The organism is Petralouisia muris, from assembly GCF_004793545.1.
GTDB classification, from domain to species: Bacteria; Bacillota; Clostridia; order Lachnospirales; family Lachnospiraceae; genus Petralouisia; species Petralouisia muris.
Window position 1 is genome coordinate 1 of the sequence record NZ_SRYA01000058.1, and the last position, 16,528, is coordinate 16,528.

The following is a 16,528-nucleotide window of genomic DNA, read 5'->3' on the forward strand; positions in this document are numbered from 1 at the left end:
AAAAAGGAACCTTTTACAATTCAAATGTAAAAGATTCCTTAAGTTAATGACATTGCCTTTTTTCGATATTTTTCTCGCCATGTTTCAACTTGGAAAAGGAATTGAATAAATGACGGCAAACGCTCAAACCCCTTGAAAATAAAGGCTTTTTCCGTTTGTCGTTATTATACCGTAACGGCATTCACACGTTTCGTTGTTAATCAGCATGGGATTTTCGGCGGTATCAATCGGGAACAGGGTAGGGCATGAAAGCGTGGATATTACGTTTCGATACGCCCATATGTTTCCGACAGAACAGATACAAATGGCAGAGTTGTTGAACGCAGAATTTAAGGAGGGTACAGAAGAATGAGCGGCACACACAAATATCCAACAATCAGTTTTCGCATTTCGCCCAGAGAGCGGGAAGAAATCAAAGCAAAGATTTTTGTAAGCGGCATGAAAAAGAAAGATTATTTTGTCCGTTCCTGCATTTACAATCGTGTATGCGTGGTGGGGAAGAAAGAAACGGTATATCAGATTGTGGAAAAATTACAGGAAATGCAGAGCCGTATGGAAGAACTGTCAGAGCAGATAAAAGGCGAAAAGCCGGAGGTCACTACCGAAGAAATCAAAGAGTTACAGACATCTTATGAGGATATGTTGAAAGCAATTCTTTGGATGTTGGACGGAGCAAAATATCTGTGGCGGGGCAACGCCAACGGAGAAGAAAAAAGCCCCGACAGCGGCAACTGTTAGGGCTGTGATAACTGGAAAACCTCTGTTATCAACATCACAATACAAGTATAGCAGAGGTTCCTTCCAGTGACAACGATTTTTCAGAAATGGAGGGCATTATGGAAGAAACAAAAACAGAATTACAGTTGATTAAGTTGTCAGAGATACAGTCGCAGGAAGTTTCTTGGCTGTGGTTTCCGTTTATCCCCTATGGCAAGCTGACAATCGTACAAGGCGATCCGGGGGACGGAAAAACAACATTTGTGCTGAACATAGCGGCGAAGCTGACAAATGGAGAGGGCTTAGACGGTGAAATGAAACTTACAGAGTCTTTGAATGTCATCTATCAGAGTGCAGAGGATGGTCTTGCCGATACGGTAAAGCCCCGGTTGGAACAGGCGGGGGCAGACTGTGAGAAAATCTCGGTCATTGATGAAAAGATAAAATCCCTTTCCATGATAGATGAACGCTTGGAAGAAGCTGTTATAAAGACGGGCGCAAAGCTGCTGATTTTAGACCCGATACAAGCCTATTTGGGCGGCGGTATGGATATGAACCGGGCGAATGAAGCAAGGGATATGACGAAGAAATTAGCGGCACTGGCAGAGAAATACCAGTGTGCGATTGTCCTTGTCGGGCATATGAACAAGGCGGCAGGAAATAAGGCGGCATACCGGGGTATGGGTTCGATTGACTTCTTTGCAGTTGCTAGAAGTGTTCTTTTAGTCGGCAGGGTAGAGGGAGAAGAAAATATAAGGGCTGTGGTGCAGATTAAAAACAACCTTGCGGCGTTCGGACACCCGAAAGCATTTGCACTGTCGGAGGACGGTTTTCAATGGCTAGGAGATTATGAGATTACCGCTGATGAAGTGTTAGGCGGCATTGCTCCCAAAGCAAATAAAATGGAACAGGCGAAGCGTCTGCTTCGGGAACTGGCAGAAACAAACAACGCTATGCAGAGCAATGAGATTTTCAGTCTAGCAGACGAACAGGGCATATCGAAGCGGACACTGGAAAATGCGAAGAAAGAGTTGGGTGTCCGGGCGAAGCGCATAAACAACACATGGTATTGGGAACTGGATAAAATCAGACAGTGACGGAGAAAGGTAACAGCGCAACAATGCAGGGTATTAGAATTTTGCAGTCTTGGAATTGCGTTCTTGAAGATTGTAAGGTTGCAAAGATTATAGACATTGCAATGTTGCGCTGTTGGGAGAAAGCGGTACAGCGGCGGCAGAAAGGCGGCGAAAAGCCGCCCCGTCCGTTAGGACGGTATGTTGTCCAACGGACAGCTTGCTCCCGGCAGGGCGCAAAGGCACTTTTGATAGAGCGTAGCCTGTCGAAAGTGCTTTTGCGTTACTTTCGCAGAAAGTAACAAAGGCTATGCGCCGTATCTGGCGCACATTACCCGACAGGGAGAAAGGGAAATTGATTGAAGCGAACTATCAGCGTTATGACAGGAAAAGGCTCTGTCAACCACAACAGCAGAAAATTCCATGCAAAGAACACTGACCCGAAGCGTAGTTGTCTGAATGTGGAATACTGCAACGAAAATATCAAAGATGTTTACCATGAATTATTTGATGAAGCACTTGCCCGGTACAATGAGAAGCAGACTAGAAGTGACCGCCGGATTGATGATTATTATGAGAAAATCTGTTCCGGCAAGCAGGAGAAGCCATTCCATGAGATTATTTTGCAGATAGGCAACAAGGACGATATGGGGGCAAAGACAGAGGACGGACAGCTTGCGGCGAAAATACTTGATGAATATATGCAGGACTTCCAACGGCGCAATCTCACATTGAGGGTGTTCTCTGCCTATCTCCATATGGACGAAGCCACGCCACATCTGCATATAGATTTTATACCTTATACGACTGGAAGTAAGAGAGGGCTTGAAACAAGGGTGTCATTAAAAAAGGCACTGGCAGAACTTGGCTTCAAAGGCGGCACAAGGAGCGAAACGGAACGTAACCAGTGGGTAGCGGCAGAGAAAGAACATCTTGCGGAGATTATGCTAAAGCATGATATTGAGTGGGAGAAAAAAGGAACACATGAGAAGCATTTATCGGTTTTGGATTTTGAGAAAAAGGAACGTGCAAAAGAGGTTGCAGAGCTGGAACAGACAATCTCCGGCAGTAAAGAGGAATTATCTTCCATTCTTTATCAGCAGATAGCGGCAGGACGGGAAACGGAGCAAATACGAAAAGAGGGCGAAGCAATCCGACAGGAAGTATCAGAACTTTCCGCTACAAATCATTTTCTAAAAGAACAGACGGAAACACTGACAGGGGATAAAGAAAAGCTGTTATCCGAAAATGAAAAGTTGGAGAAACAGCAGAAAAAGTTACAGCAGGAAATCAACAAAATGGTACAGTCAAAGGAAGCTATGGAGAGAAATATCCATGCCTATGATGAAGATGTAAAATGGCAGTTGGCAGAGCCGGGGACATTGATGAGCGCAAAAAACTATCGGGAGAAAAAGGCACTTCCACTTGTGGAGAAATTAAAAGAGATAGTAAAAAGTCTGACTATTAAATGCGTACAGCTTACCGAGCAGGGCAAGAAGCTGACCGCTAAAGTGGACGGGCAACAAGTACAGATTAGCCGCTTGACGGACAAGGTTATGGAACAGAGCGACACCATAGACCGATTGCAGGAAAAAGCGACTGATTTAGGACATTTGGAGCGTCATTTAGGCAAGGAACAGGTGCAGTTGATAGTGGAACGGTCAAAGGCAATAGAACAGGCAGAAAGGGCAAATAAACGCTCGGAACGTGCCTTTGAAATGAGCCGATAGGAAAGGGGATTGATAGGATATGACAGATATGGAGAAAAAAGTGATGATACGGCTGTGTGCTAAAATCGTGGCAAAAACAGACCTTTACGAAACGGATAAGGAAGTGCAGAATCTGATAGATTGGGTGTGTTTATCGGAGCAGATAAAAGAAAACAATAATACAATTCGTAATCTGATCGGGGAATATAAAAAGATAGAGCCGGATTGCCGGGAGGGAGTACGGACGCAGTTGGAGCGTATGAAAGAACTTTGTAAAGAGCGTAATAATCTGTATGAGAAGCAGAATGACTTGAAGGGGCAGAAACAGCAGATTGAAAAATCATTGGGGCGATAAGAAATGTGGGGCGTAGCGGTTGCTATGTCCTGTATTTTTTGTGGTAAATAAGGAATAAAAGTGGTATAATCAAATGAACAAAGCAGGAGTTAAAGAAAAAAATGGAAGATAAAAAGATATTGCTTGATAATATTGATAAAATTCATACAACCGAAATGGGAATTGATAGAATTAAAAGAAACCTAAAAATAGATACAACAGATGTTGTTGAGTACTGTAAAAATAAAGTGTTAGATAAAAATTGTAACATATACAAACAGGGCAAAAACTGGTATTGTGAGGTTGAAAATATCAAAATTACTATCAATTCATATAGTTATACAATTATCACGGCACACATTGTTAAATAAAATCGGGATTTGCGGAAGGTGTTTCCTATGAAAAAAGCAGATATAAAAGCAGTTGTTGAAAATAGGTTCCGTGAACTTGGGGCAAAGCAATTAGAATTATATCCGTCAGGTATTTGTTGGACAATGAACGGAGAATTTTTTAAAGTATCTACATTAACAGACTTTTGGGTATTAGAGTGGACTGATAATCATTCTTATGCTTCAAATTACTGTTTTGAAGATATTTCCCCAATGCCATATGATATATCTGAGCAAGAAATAATCTGGCAGGTAGATAAATTATTATTGTAAATTTGAGTTTAAGAGGATAGAACAATGTTCAAGACAGGAAATTATAAGATAGGTTTTGATATATGGGGATTGACGTTGTTTTTGGCAATAATGCTCCCTAATTTTATATGGTTTGCTGTTCCTGCTGTTAATGATGTGCTAAGGAACAAATCAGTAACTCCTCTTGTAGATATGATTGCTTCTGTTTTTCAAGCCGTAATGGTTGTGGCACTATGTGTTATTGTCAATAAATATTGTCAAAAACCTATGAAGAAAGTATTGTTTAGAGGAATTGTTATTTTATTAGTGCTGTATTATATTGGCTGGTGCTTATACTATGCAGGAAATATAAATCCAGCGGTAATTTTAGATTTGAGTATTGCACCTTGTTTAGCATTTCTATTGTTTTCAATATCAAGAAAAAATGTAGTAGCACTATTATCAGCAAGCATATTTATGTTATGTCATGTTCTGTATGGCATTATGAATTTCATTATGTAACTACAAATTCCAGTTTATAGAACTGGATAAATTGGGTGTTTATCAATTAGCGACAACGGATAAAAAGGAGAAAATATGTCAGCAGTCACATCTTTAGGATTAGGTAAAACAATGGAAAAGAAACTCCACTCTGTCGGTGTTCATTCAGCGGAGGAATTAACGAAAATTGGCAGTAAGCAGGCTGTTTTTCGGCTCAAGGAGTTATATCCAAATACTTGTGTAGTTATCCTCTATCATTTAGAAGCGGCAATTCGTGGTGTTGAAATTAAACAATTAGACGATAACTGCAAAGCAGAGTTAAAAGCATATTTTAAGCAACTATAGCTTCTGCTTTATAGAACTGGATAAATCGGGAGGTAAAGTCATGGCGTCCAGTAAAGAATATTTAGAATTTATTTTAGGACAGTTATCCGAGTTAGAAGAAATTACTTATCGGGCGATGATGGGAGAATTTATTATCTATTATCGTGGCAAAATTGTAGGCGGCATCTACGATGACAGATTGCTTGTCAAGCCAGTAAAATCAGCAATTAGTTATATGCCCACAGCCCTGTATGAATTACCCTATGAGGGCGCAAAAGAAATGCTGTTGGTAGATGAAGTTGATAATAAAGAGTTTTTGACAGGTTTGTTTCATGCTATGTATAAGGAATTACCAACTCCAAAGTCGAAAATGAAGAAATAAACAACTTCCCGTTTGTAAAGAGGTATTGTAAGGATATGAATAAAATTATCAGTTGCTGTGGTGTTATATGTTCTGAATGTGAGTATTATCCGATAGATTGTAAAAGCTGTCCGATAATCAAAGGACAGGTATTCTGGTTGGAATATACCGGCGAAAAAATATGCGGAATATATGATTGTTGTAAAGCATTGTGGAAAGTGTGAGAAAGTTCCTTGTAACAAGTATAATGGTTCTGACCCCACAAAAACTCTTAAAGAAAACAACGAGGATTTAATCAATCAGTTAGCGCAACTCCGCACAATGGAATAAGAATCATATTCTGCCGTTTCTTTTAAAACTGGATATTCCAGTTTATAGGAAAGGTGGGGAAAAGGCATTGTTACGCTTTAGGGGATTTTAAATGCTTATTTTATAAGGGATTTAGCAGTAAAAATAATAATTATTGTATATTATGCTATTATCATCAAAACAGGGGCTATGTTGCGTAACGAGGACGATTATATTACCTTTCCTTGTTAATGTAATAATTACATGGTGCTAGCACCATGTAGACATGGCAGTTAAGGAGAAAATCTGTGATACCCGTATGATACCTGTTTGCTCTGAAACTGTAAATACGGCGTAAAATATGGATATTATGGCTATGAAAACCCTTAAAAAGTAATTAAATATTTAACAATTATGTTATGGTTATAGGGAGTTCGAGTGATGAAATGGGCTTTAAAAGCCTAGTATTTATGCGGAATGCAAGCAAATTTGTTTAGGAATCGGCAACGATTTGGCAACATTTTTCACATCACGCACTAAATAATTACATCAATGGCAGATGAAAAACCTTGCTGATTTTCAGATATGAAAACTGAATATCGGCAAGGTCTTTTTATGCTTATTTCTGTTTTTTCTTTTTCGCTGTTTTCTTTTCTTCTTTCTCGATTTTCTGAAATTCTTCCATGGATGCGCTTGCGCATCCATTAAGCATATAATCACTGACCGCCTGTGAGGGGACTTTCGCCCAATGCTTTGAAGTGTCCAGTTCGGGGTACTTATAGCGCCACTGGTCGTATTCCTCTTTGGTTATTTCGCCCTGTTCCAGTTTTGCGGATTGCTCCTGCCATGCGTGTAACATATCAAACATGGACGTGTAAGCGGAATAGTCGGACTTGTCAAGGCGCAGGCAGATTTCCCCGTCAATCTCCCCGATTTTCAGCCCGTACATATCTTCCAGAGCAAAGAGCGTGTGCATAAGCCCGATATAGGTATCAATATCCGGCACGGTAAGGGCGTGGGTGCTTACATCAAAGATATTCGCCATTTCTTTTACAAGGTCGTGCTTTGGTGTTCTCGCTTCGGTTTCATACTGTGCCATACGGACATCAGAGGTCTTTCCGAGAAAGCCGAGGATTTCGCCCAGTTGTTTCTGTGTCATGCCCTTTCGGTTGCGGAAAAAGCGGATACGTTTGCCGATTGCCATAATAAAACCTCCGTTATTGTGAAGTGAGGTAAAGTCATGCCAGCTCGATTACGCTCCGCTTCATCTCGCTGTGGCGGTGCGCCATATACGCCTGTCAGAAAGCAGTTCAGCGTGTGCAAGCACCCGCCGCTCTGTTTTCCGCCAGTCGTGCATGACTTTACTTAAACAAATCTGTTGAAGTTAGTATAACATGGTGTAATAGAAATAGCAAGAATAACTTAAATAAAAAAAGTTAAGATTTTCTCGCAAACCACTTGACTTAACGGAATTTATTTAGTATCATAACCATATAGCTTAAACAAAAACAGTTAGAAATTGAAAGGAGAGGGTATTTTAATGACAGAAAAATCATTTATGACAGTGGAGGAAGTGGCAGCGGAACTGCGTGTGTCGAAGTCAAAAGCCTATCAGATTGTAAGGGAACTGAACGCAGAAATGCAGAAACAGGGCTATCTGACGGTGGCAGGACGTGTGAACGCTACATTTTTTCATAAAAAGGTATGTTACAGCGAATAGAAGGGAGATGATCGAATGGCTGTATACAAGGACAACGCTACGGGGACGTGGCGGGTTATCTATCGCTTTACCAACTGGAAAGGGGAGAGGAAACAGACACAAAAGAGGGGATTTGCAACCAAAAGGGAAGCGCAGGCGTGGGAGCATGAAGCCATGTTAAAGCAGGGCGCAAAACTGGATATGACTTTCGGCAGTTTCTTTGAAGTATACGAAGCCGACAAGAAACAGCGTGTCAAGGAAAGCACTTGGGAGTCCAAAAGCCATGTGATACGGACAAAGATTTTACCGTACTTTGAAAACCGCAAAATCGCAGAGATTGAAGCAAAGGACGTGATTGCGTGGCAGAATGAGTTAATGGCATACCGGGACGAGAAAGGAAAACCCTATTCCGCAGATTATTTGAGGACGATACACGCACAACTGACGGCGATATTCAACCATGCGGTAAACTTTTATAACCTGCCCTACAACCCTGCAAGGCGGGCGGGTACGATTGGGAGTGAAGCCGTTAAGGAAATGGACTTTTGGACGAAAGAGGAATACTTGAAATTCTCCGAAGCCATGATGGATAAGCCCCGTTCCTATTATGCGTTTGAAATGCTTTACTGGTGCGGAATGCGTTCCGGCGAATTACTTGCGCTCACGTCTGCTGATATTGATTTTGAGAAACAGACGGTTACAATCAGCAAGACTTTCTACCGTTCCAAAGGGCGGGACATTATCACAAGCCCTAAGACGAAAAAGAGCAACCGCACAATCAAAATGCCGCCGTTTCTCTGTGAGGAAATGCAGGAGTACATCAAAATGCTTTATGACATCAAGCCGGACGAGCGTTTATTTACGGTCACAAAGTCCTACCTCAATCACGAAATGGAGCGAGGGGCGAAGCAGGCGGGCGTTAAGAAAATCCGTGTCCACGATATTCGCCATAGTGCGGTTTCGCTCTTAATCAACATGGGATTTTCGGTACTGGCGATAGGGGAGCGCATGGGGCATGAAGCGGAGAAAATCACTTACCGTTACGCCCACTTATTCCCCACGGTGCAGACGGAAATGGCGGAGAAATTAGAAATGGAGAGAATGACAAAGGAGGATTAGGGAAAATGGAAAAATCACTGGATTACAAGGGAAGATGGCGCAATCATACGGTGGTGTTCCGGGTATCGGACGAAGAAGCAAAGTTATTGAATGATTTGGTGGCATTATCGGGGCTGACAAAGCAGGACTACATCACAAGGCGGCTCTTATGCCGGGACGTTGTGGTGCAGGGCAATCCGAGGGTGTATAAGGCACTGAAAAATCAGATGACGGCAATCCATGAGGAATTGAAACGCATGGAAAGCATAAGCCCGGACAATGATGAACTGCTCTACACGTTACAAGTTATTGCAATCACACTGGACGGTCTGAAAGGGGAAGATGAATGACAAGTAAAATAAAAACGACTGCTCCCGTATCATCTGTTGGCGCAGATGGGGAACAGCCGAACAAAAAAATATCCAATGAAATTATAGCAAATGAAAACGTAAAAAACAATCTGCAAGCCACAAATTGCCTGGAGAAATCCGGGCAGGGCGGCGGGCTTCAAACCGTTTCCATGACAGAACTGTATGATACGGTGTACCCGCCGAGAACGCCTGTTGTAGACGGCTTTCTGTATGGCGGCACTTATCTCTTTGTGGGTGCGCCGAAAGTGGGAAAATCATTCTTTATGGGGTAGCTTGCCTATCATGTGGCAATGGGGCTTCCGCTGTGGAATTATCCTGTTCGGAAAGGGACGGTGCTATATCTTGCACTGGAAGATGATTACGCAAGGCTTCAGCGACGGCTGTCCGTCATGTTCGGTGTGGAGTGTGCGGACAATTTATTTTTCGCAACGCAGGCAAAGACGCTGAATGAGGGACTGGACGGGGAGTTAGAGGGCTTCATCAAAGAGCATAAGGATGCAAGGCTGATTATCATTGACACGCTCCAAAAGGTGCGTGAGGTCGGCGGGGACAGGTACAGCTATTCCAGTGACTATGAGATTGTGACAAAGCTGAAATCATTCAGTGATAAATACGGTGTCTGTCTGTTGGTGGTTCATCATACCCGCAAGTTAGAATCCGAGGACAGTTTTGATATGATTTCCGGCACAAACGGGCTTCTCGGTGCGGCAGACGGGGCGTTTATCATGCACAAGAAAAAGCGCACGGACAACACGGCGGTCATGGATATTGTGGGGCGTGACCAGCCCGATCAAGAACTGGTGATAGAATTTGACCGTGAACAGTGTATTTGGAAATTTCAGAAAGCGGAAACGGAGTTGTGGAAACAGCCGCCCAATCCATTACTGGAAGCAATCAACGAATTTCTGACAGAGGAAGTACAGGAATGGGAGGGGACGGCAACGGAACTTTTGAAACAGTTGCCGGATATGCAGTTATCGGCAAATGTGCTTTCCCGAAGATTAAATGTAGTGAACAGCCAGTTGCTTAATGACTACGGTATTTTCTATGATAACAAGCGGGGGCATGAGAGGAAAATCATTCTGAAACGGCTAGAGCCGAAAACGTAAAGTGCGACGATATGCGTCGGTTGCGACGGTATTTTTGATAGCCGGGCGGTATAGAAAATATCGACGCTATCGACGCAAACCGACGCATGGGGGAGCAGTAAAGCGGCGAAAGCCGCCCACCGTCCGTAAGGACGGTATGCTGTCCAACGGACAGCTTGCCCCCGGCAGGGCGCAAAGGCACTTTTGATAGAGCGGAGCGTGTCGAAAGTGCTTTTGCGTTACTTTCGCAGAAAGTAACAAAGGCTATGCGCCGTATCCGGCGCCCATTACCCGACAGGGAGAAAGGAAAATTGATTGAAGCGGACAATCAGCGTTATGACAGGAAAAGGCTCTGTCAACCACAACAGCAGAAAATTCCATGCAAAGAACACTGACCCGAAGCGGAGTTGTCTGAATGTGGAATACTGCAACGAAAATATCAAAGAAGTATACCACGAATTATTTGATGAAGCACTCGCCCGGTACAATGAGAAGCAGACCAGAAGTGACCGCATAATTGATGATTATTATGAGAAAATCTGTTCTGGCAAACAGGAAAAGCCATTCCATGAGATTATTTTGCAGATAGGCAACAAGGACGATATGGGGGCAAAGACACAGGACGGGCAGCTTGCGGCGAAAATATTTGGTGAATATATGCAGGACTTCCAACGGCGCAATCCCACATTGAGGGTGTTTTCGGCGTATCTCCACATGGACGAAGCCACACCTCATCTGCATATAGATTTTATACCCTATACGACTGGAAGCAAGCGGGGACTTGATACGAGGGTATCATTAAAAAAGGCACTTGCGGAACTTGGATTTAAAGGCGGCACAAGGAGCGAAACGGAGCGCAACCAGTGGGTGGCGGCAGAAAAAGAACGGCTTGCGGAGATTATGTTGCAGCATGGCATTGAATGGGAGAAAAAGGGAACACATGAGAAGCATTTATCCGTTTTGGATTTTGAGAAAAAAGAGCGTGCAAGAGAAGTTGCCGAACTGGAACAGACAATCTCCGGCAGTAAAGAGGAATTATCCGATATTCTTCATCAGCAGATAGCGGCAGGACAGGAAACGGAGCAGATACGGAAAGAGGGCGAGGCAATCCGACAGGAAGTATCAGAACTTTCCGCTACAAATCTTCTTTTGAAAGAGCAGACGGAAACACTGGCAGAGGATAAGGAAAAATTGTTATCCGAAAATGAGAAGTTGGAGAAACAGCAGAAAAAGTTACAGCAGGAACTAAACAAAATGGTACAATCAAAGGAAGTCATGGAGAGAAATATCCATGCCTATGATGAAGATATAAAATGGCAGTTGGCAGAGCCGGGGGCATTGATGAGCGCAAAGAGTTTTAGGGATAAAAAGGCTTTACCGCTGGTGGAGAAGTTGAAAGAGGTCGTTAAAAATCTGACTGTCAAATGCGTACAGCTTACGGAGCAGGGAAAGAAGCTGACCGTCAAAGTGGACAGGCAACAAAAACAGATTAGCCGCTTGACAGATAAGGTTATGGAGCAGAGCGACACCATAGATCGATTGCAGGAAAAAGCGTCTGATTTGGGGCGTTTGGAGCGTCATATAGGCAGGGAACAGATACAGTTGATAGTAGAACGGGCAAAGGTATTAGAACTGGCAGAACAGGCAAATAAACGCCCGAAACGTTCTTTTGAAATGAGCCGGTAGTAAAGAGAGGATTGATAGGATATGACGGATATGGAGAAGAAAGTTATGATACGGCTGTGTGCTAAAATCGTAGTAGAAACAGACCTTTACGAAACGGACAAGGAAGTGCAAAATCTGATAGACTGGGTATGCCTGTCGGAACAGATAAAGGAAAACAACAATACAATCCGCAATCTGACTGGGGAATATAAGAAGATAGAGCCGGATTGCCGAGAGGGAGTGCGGGCGCAGTTGGAACGCATGAAAGAACTCTGCAAAGAGCGCAATAGTCTGTATGAGAAACAGAATGACTTGAAAGGGCAGAAGTGGAAGATTGAGAAATCGTTGGAACGATAAGAAATGTAGGGCGTGGCGGTTGCCATGCCCTATGTTTTTATGGTAAATGGAGCGTGAAAGTGATATAATCAAATTCGTAAATCATAAAGTTGCAAAGGTGGGGTATAGGTGAACTTGAATAAAATCAAATCTATTTTACCGGATTTTCAAATGAGCCACTTCAATATGTTTGATACGATTATATTTTTGAAATGGGAAACAACATTAGATAATAATTCTTGGGAAGAACATACAAATTTAATATTAGGTATGACCAGTCCAGATAATTATAAGATTTTCATAGAATTTGTAGATGTAAATTCTTGGCGCTTTCATGGAAGTGGTAAAATTTCTGGATTTTATATTAAAGATATGACCGTGAGAGGATATGAAAATAATTCAAAGTATGAGGTCGGTGATTATGAAGAAAATGAAATAGATTTTTATTGTTCAGATGTTATAATAAAGAGCTTTGAAAGACAATGATTTTATAAATGAAATTATGGATTGAAAGTGAGAATAGAGTATGAACAGGTCTGCAAGTGATATATTTAGATTAGAACACGAAATAATAACAAAGTGTGGCATATCGAAAGAACGTTTTCGTAAAGTGAGTGGAAGCCAGTGGGAAAATATATATCAAAAGATTGCAGAAAAATATGCGGATAAAACAAAAACGTGGAAAAACGGTCTGCATTGGGCTAATACGAATGGTTATAGTCCTAAAAGCATGAAAAAACTTCTTGGGTGCTATGCGGTTGATTATTCAACATGGTTTCATTTTTTGCCTCAAATTATAAAAGAAGAAAATAAAATGGTTTATTTTCTAATCGACAAGAGTAGCGATTGGTATTGTGGAGAAGAATTTTGGATATTTGAAAGTTATGTATCTGAATTAGTGAAAGCTCTTGATTTACTAAATCATACGGCTTTTTTAGATAATGGCTGGTTAGATTATTATGTTGTTTCAAAAAAATATCAATGGATTATCGGCTTCAATCACCACGATATTGTTTCGTGTATTGGAGAGGGATTAAACCTTGACTGTTTCAAAAATCAATAGTTTTATTTTCAAAGAAGCGGAAAGATGAGATATTATTATGTTTAAGGAGCGTCAATATGAATAGTCTACAAAAAGGTTCTATTTTAACGTTGCTGAAAACGGATGAAATGAGCAGCAACTATACAAATAATTATTGGTTCTCATATAAAGACTATCTGGACCCGGCAGATGATTTTACGGATTTTTGCTGTGAATGTCTTGAGGGAAAGCATGAATATATTGCCTTGATTGAAAATTTAATCAATAAAGATAAAACGGCAAAAATCTTTGTGCAGGTTTATGGGCTGGACAATAAAGACAAGGTTATAACCGCAGATACTTTGATTATTTTCAGTAAACTATCGCTTGTGGAAATAAAGCAGATTTTTAATGAACCAAAAGATATATTTCCGAGTGATATTGGAGAAGAAACAGACTTTTCACAACCAACTTTTATGATTGGGGATAATGGGGAATTGATTTCAATTACAGAACTATCCCATGAGGGGCAGCGCGTTTACTATTGCTGGTGGGACTAACGTTCTTGTTATTGAATCAACGTTTTGCCTTGTTGATGGTACAAACATGGTGCTAGCACCATGTTATGAAGGCGTTTAAGGAGAAAATGTGTGTTGGCGTTGTTACGCTTTAGGCTTTGGGAATACCTTATTTTACAAGGCATTTGGAATATGAACAGGGCGGGGAGGATATTTTATACCTCTATCCTCAAAAATAGCTTTTATTGCGTAACATTTCAAAAATGGGTTGCTAAATTGCCGGGATTTGCTATAATAAATGCGTGGCAACATTTTGGCAACAGAAAATCAGCAAGCCATAATAAATGATGTAATTGAAGTAAAAAAGGGCGTGTATTTGCATAAAACTTAAACAAATATAGTTAATAACAACAAAGAACACGCCGAGTTCAAATAGCGGACATTTGGACTGAAAAGTGCGTAAAATCAGTGCTTTTCAGTCTCTCTTTTTTCTTCGTGAGATTGTTTTGAGATTGATTTTGAAACACTTTCCACATATTCCATGAAAAGAGAATCCGATTGAAATTCCTGTCGAACTGTGGTAGTATTTCAATTATGGAAAAGTGCCCATGACAGGGGCGGTAGCCTCCCGAGCCAATGACCGGTTTGCCGGAATACATAGGAAGGGAGGTGCGTATCATGACAGCTGCGGATATTATTTTAATATTCATTGGGATTATTGGCTTGCTGATATCCTTTGGAAGTTTGATTGTTGCGTTTCTGACCTTTCTCGATAAGAGAAGTAAGAAGAAATAAAAATGCCTAACCTGTCTGCCAACAGGTTAGGCGGTGCTCAATAGAGCATTTTTCCTGATCGAGAGGCATCCACCCTTGGAGTGGGTGCTTTTCTTATGTTCAATATACCACAATCTGTGCAGCGTTTCAAGTGCTTTCTTCTGGCAGCGGTGTCCGGCGGAACTGGTTCAGCCTGTCGGCCAGCTTCTGGTCCTTGTCTGGGTACAGATGGGAATAGGTGTCAGGTGTCGTCTTTACTGATTCATGTCCCAGGCGGTCAGCTATCTCCAATGGGGTAAAGCCGAGCTCTATCAGCATACTTGCGTGGCTGTGCCGTTACGGTATAATAACGACAAACGGAAAAAGCCTTTATTTTCAAGGGGTTTGAGCGTTTGCCGTCATTTATTCAATTCCTTTTCCAAGTTGAAATATGACGAGAAAATTATCAAATAAAGGAGGCTGTTTCATTAACGACAAAATTTAATAGTGCCAGCGGTCCGGTATATTGCCGGATCGCTGATTGCCGTGGGCGTTTCACTTTTGCAGGTGGACGCCCTTTTTTCATACCCATTTTCAGAAGAAAGGAGATTCACATGGAATTAAATGAAATAGAAAAACGGCTGCTTTTTCAGGTTGAGGGTGACTATCAATCCAAAGTCCTGAACGAGCTTTACATGACCGCCCGGTACACAAAGAATCCCGAACAACGGAAGGCAGCGGAGAATCTGATGGCAAAGCTGCGCGTCCTGACGGATGCCGAGTGCATGGACATTGTGCGGGATATTCAGAAGAATTACCGTCTGCCCTACCCGCCCCGGACTATTGGGGAAAAGATTGCCGAGGCCAGGCAGCAATCCGGCGCAGAGAAATTGAAGGGGCACGACATCATGGCGCTGGAACGCTTCGACCCGGAGGTACGCCACATGATCGTCTTTGATGTGCTGTCTTATGATTCCCCGGTGGGTGACAGGGGCGATAAGATGCGCCTGTTCCTTACGGATGCCGGCTATCAGAAATTCTTAGACAGCCAGGAACGGGGCGAAGTCAAACTGAAAAACCATGCGAAGGTCTCAGGCGGGCACCTCCACTATGACCGCAGGGATCGCACCTTGTAACTGGATAACCGGAGAAAGGAGGCTGTGAAATGGCTGTATTCCGGGTAGAAAAAACGAAGGACTTCACGATCATGTGCAACCACCATCTGCGCAATACGGAACTGTCCTTAAAGGCAAAGGGGCTTCTCTCCCTCATGCTGTCGCTGCCGGAAGATTGGGACTATACCACAAAGGGGCTCGCCCATATCTGTAAGGACGGTGTGGATTCGATCACCACCGCCCTGAAAGAGCTGGAGCGGCACGGGTATCTCACCAGGCAGCGCCTCCGCTATGAGAACGGGCAGCTCGGAGATATTGAATATACGATCCATGAAAAGCCTGTAAACGCTGAAAAACAGGAAGATTCACCTAAACGGGAAAATCCAAGACAGGTAAATCCAAGACAGGCAAAACCTGAACAGGCAGAACCTGGACAGGAAAATCCCGCACAATTAAATACTAATCCACAAAGAACTAAAAAATCAAAAACGGATATATCAAGGACCCATCAATCAATCTATCCGGCAGAACCGGAGGCGGCGGGCCGCCCGGATGGGATGGATCGGATTGAATTGATAGACGCTTATCGTGAAATCCTGAAAGAAAATATCGAGTATGACTGTATGGTCTCCCGGTATGGGAAGGAGCGCTTAGACGAGACTGTGGAGCTTATGCTTGAAGTGGTCTTATCCAAACGGCCATATATCCGTATTGCCGGGGATGATTTTCCCAGGGAAGTGGTAAAGGGCCGTTTCCTGAAGATCAATTCCGGCCACTTGGAGTATGTCTTTGACTGTATTGACAGGAACACTACAAAAGTCGGGAATATCAAGGCATACCTGCTGGCGGCGCTGTATAATGCCCCGGCAACAATGGACAGTTATTACCGTGCCGAGGTCAACCATGACCTGTACGGCTGTTAGGCGCCTCCGGGCGT

General features: G+C 42.6%; 22 protein-coding genes and 3 pseudogenes. 23 read left to right on the forward strand and 2 right to left on the reverse strand.

Annotated elements, in window-relative coordinates; all coding sequences use genetic code 11:
- Positions 1-175 precede the first annotated feature (175 nt).
- The 11 genes and pseudogenes from E5329_RS21095 to E5329_RS21145 form a co-directional block, all read left to right on the forward strand.
- Positions 176-352 (forward strand): annotated as a pseudogene (locus E5329_RS21095) (site-specific integrase); the annotation flags it as partial.
- Positions 349-738, forward strand: coding sequence for a plasmid mobilization protein (locus E5329_RS21100; protein ID WP_135991338.1), 390 nt, complete (start codon positions 349-351; stop codon positions 736-738). The pseudogene E5329_RS21095 and the gene E5329_RS21100, both read left to right, overlap by 4 nt.
- A gap of 98 nt (positions 739-836) precedes the next feature.
- Complete coding sequence (locus E5329_RS21105; protein WP_135991339.1) at positions 837-1,814, forward strand: AAA family ATPase; 978 nt, start codon at positions 837-839, stop codon at positions 1,812-1,814.
- A gap of 41 nt (positions 1,815-1,855) precedes the next feature.
- Entirely contained in the window at positions 1,856-2,092 is a 237-nt protein-coding gene (locus tag E5329_RS21110) for a hypothetical protein (RefSeq protein ID WP_275443551.1), read from the forward strand.
- Positions 2,093-2,170: 78 nt separating this feature from the next.
- A complete protein-coding gene (locus E5329_RS21115) occupies positions 2,171-3,520 on the forward strand; it encodes a plasmid recombination protein (protein ID WP_135991362.1) in 1,350 nt (449 codons plus the stop codon).
- Positions 3,521-3,539: 19 nt separating this feature from the next.
- Complete coding sequence (locus E5329_RS21120) at positions 3,540-3,854, forward strand: hypothetical protein (protein WP_275443552.1); 315 nt, start codon at positions 3,540-3,542, stop codon at positions 3,852-3,854.
- Positions 3,855-3,955: 101 nt separating this feature from the next.
- Positions 3,956-4,204 (forward strand): DUF3781 domain-containing protein, encoded by a 249-nt coding sequence (locus E5329_RS21125; RefSeq protein WP_016285953.1) that lies wholly within the window; start codon positions 3,956-3,958, stop codon positions 4,202-4,204.
- A gap of 27 nt (positions 4,205-4,231) precedes the next feature.
- The gene (locus E5329_RS21130; protein WP_135991341.1) at positions 4,232-4,495 is read left to right on the forward strand and encodes a hypothetical protein; all 264 of its coding nucleotides are present in this window, start codon (positions 4,232-4,234) and stop codon (positions 4,493-4,495) included.
- 24 nt (positions 4,496-4,519) lie between these two features.
- Positions 4,520-4,975, forward strand: a complete 456-nt coding sequence (locus tag E5329_RS21135; RefSeq protein ID WP_135991342.1) for a hypothetical protein — start codon at positions 4,520-4,522, stop codon at positions 4,973-4,975.
- A gap of 75 nt (positions 4,976-5,050) precedes the next feature.
- Entirely contained in the window at positions 5,051-5,299 is a 249-nt protein-coding gene (locus tag E5329_RS21140) for a TfoX/Sxy family DNA transformation protein (protein WP_135991343.1), read from the forward strand.
- 40 nt (positions 5,300-5,339) lie between these two features.
- Complete coding sequence (locus E5329_RS21145; protein ID WP_135991344.1) at positions 5,340-5,660, forward strand: TfoX/Sxy family protein; 321 nt, start codon at positions 5,340-5,342, stop codon at positions 5,658-5,660.
- An 886-nt stretch (positions 5,661-6,546) separates the two neighbouring features.
- Here E5329_RS21145 and E5329_RS21155 read toward each other — a convergent pair.
- Positions 6,547-7,131, reverse strand: a complete 585-nt coding sequence (locus tag E5329_RS21155) for a helix-turn-helix domain-containing protein (protein ID WP_135991345.1) — start codon at positions 7,129-7,131, stop codon at positions 6,547-6,549.
- A 336-nt stretch (positions 7,132-7,467) separates the two neighbouring features.
- Between E5329_RS21155 and E5329_RS21160 the strand changes: the two genes are divergently transcribed.
- From E5329_RS21160 to E5329_RS30910, 10 genes and pseudogenes are all read left to right on the forward strand, one after another.
- Positions 7,468-7,647, forward strand: coding sequence for a MerR family transcriptional regulator (locus E5329_RS21160; protein WP_016302462.1), 180 nt, complete (start codon positions 7,468-7,470; stop codon positions 7,645-7,647).
- 15 nt (positions 7,648-7,662) lie between these two features.
- Positions 7,663-8,745, forward strand: a complete 1,083-nt coding sequence (locus E5329_RS21165; RefSeq protein WP_135991346.1) for a site-specific integrase — start codon at positions 7,663-7,665, stop codon at positions 8,743-8,745.
- 5 nt (positions 8,746-8,750) lie between these two features.
- On the forward strand, positions 8,751-9,074 hold the full coding sequence (locus tag E5329_RS21170; RefSeq protein ID WP_135991347.1) for a plasmid mobilization protein: 324 nt from the start codon (positions 8,751-8,753) through the stop codon (positions 9,072-9,074).
- Positions 9,071-10,204, forward strand: a pseudogene (locus tag E5329_RS21175) (AAA family ATPase). The gene E5329_RS21170 and the pseudogene E5329_RS21175 overlap by 4 nt, the downstream one beginning before the upstream one ends.
- Before the next feature lie 315 nt (positions 10,205-10,519).
- The gene (locus E5329_RS21180) at positions 10,520-11,869 is read left to right on the forward strand and encodes a plasmid recombination protein (RefSeq protein ID WP_135991364.1); all 1,350 of its coding nucleotides are present in this window, start codon (positions 10,520-10,522) and stop codon (positions 11,867-11,869) included.
- 21 nt (positions 11,870-11,890) lie between these two features.
- A complete protein-coding gene (locus tag E5329_RS21185) occupies positions 11,891-12,205 on the forward strand; it encodes a hypothetical protein (protein ID WP_275443566.1) in 315 nt (104 codons plus the stop codon).
- Between the two features lie 108 nt (positions 12,206-12,313).
- On the forward strand, positions 12,314-12,670 hold the full coding sequence (locus E5329_RS21190) for a hypothetical protein (protein WP_135991348.1): 357 nt from the start codon (positions 12,314-12,316) through the stop codon (positions 12,668-12,670).
- 40 nt (positions 12,671-12,710) lie between these two features.
- A complete protein-coding gene (locus E5329_RS21195; protein WP_135991349.1) occupies positions 12,711-13,247 on the forward strand; it encodes a DUF6756 family protein in 537 nt (178 codons plus the stop codon).
- A gap of 56 nt (positions 13,248-13,303) precedes the next feature.
- Positions 13,304-13,765 (forward strand): hypothetical protein, encoded by a 462-nt coding sequence (locus E5329_RS21200; RefSeq protein ID WP_120480437.1) that lies wholly within the window; start codon positions 13,304-13,306, stop codon positions 13,763-13,765.
- A 636-nt stretch (positions 13,766-14,401) separates the two neighbouring features.
- Entirely contained in the window at positions 14,402-14,518 is a 117-nt protein-coding gene (locus E5329_RS30910; protein ID WP_275443567.1) for a putative holin-like toxin, read from the forward strand.
- A gap of 126 nt (positions 14,519-14,644) precedes the next feature.
- Here the strand turns inward: E5329_RS30910 and E5329_RS21205 are convergent.
- Positions 14,645-14,833 (reverse strand): annotated as a pseudogene (locus E5329_RS21205) (site-specific integrase); the annotation flags it as partial.
- 257 nt (positions 14,834-15,090) lie between these two features.
- Between E5329_RS21205 and E5329_RS21210 the strand changes: the two are divergent.
- The gene (locus E5329_RS21210; protein ID WP_135991351.1) at positions 15,091-15,612 is read left to right on the forward strand and encodes a DUF5720 family protein; all 522 of its coding nucleotides are present in this window, start codon (positions 15,091-15,093) and stop codon (positions 15,610-15,612) included.
- Between the two features lie 29 nt (positions 15,613-15,641).
- Positions 15,642-16,514, forward strand: a complete 873-nt coding sequence (locus E5329_RS21215; protein ID WP_135991352.1) for a DUF6017 domain-containing protein — start codon at positions 15,642-15,644, stop codon at positions 16,512-16,514.
- Positions 16,515-16,528: the final 14 nt, after the last annotated feature.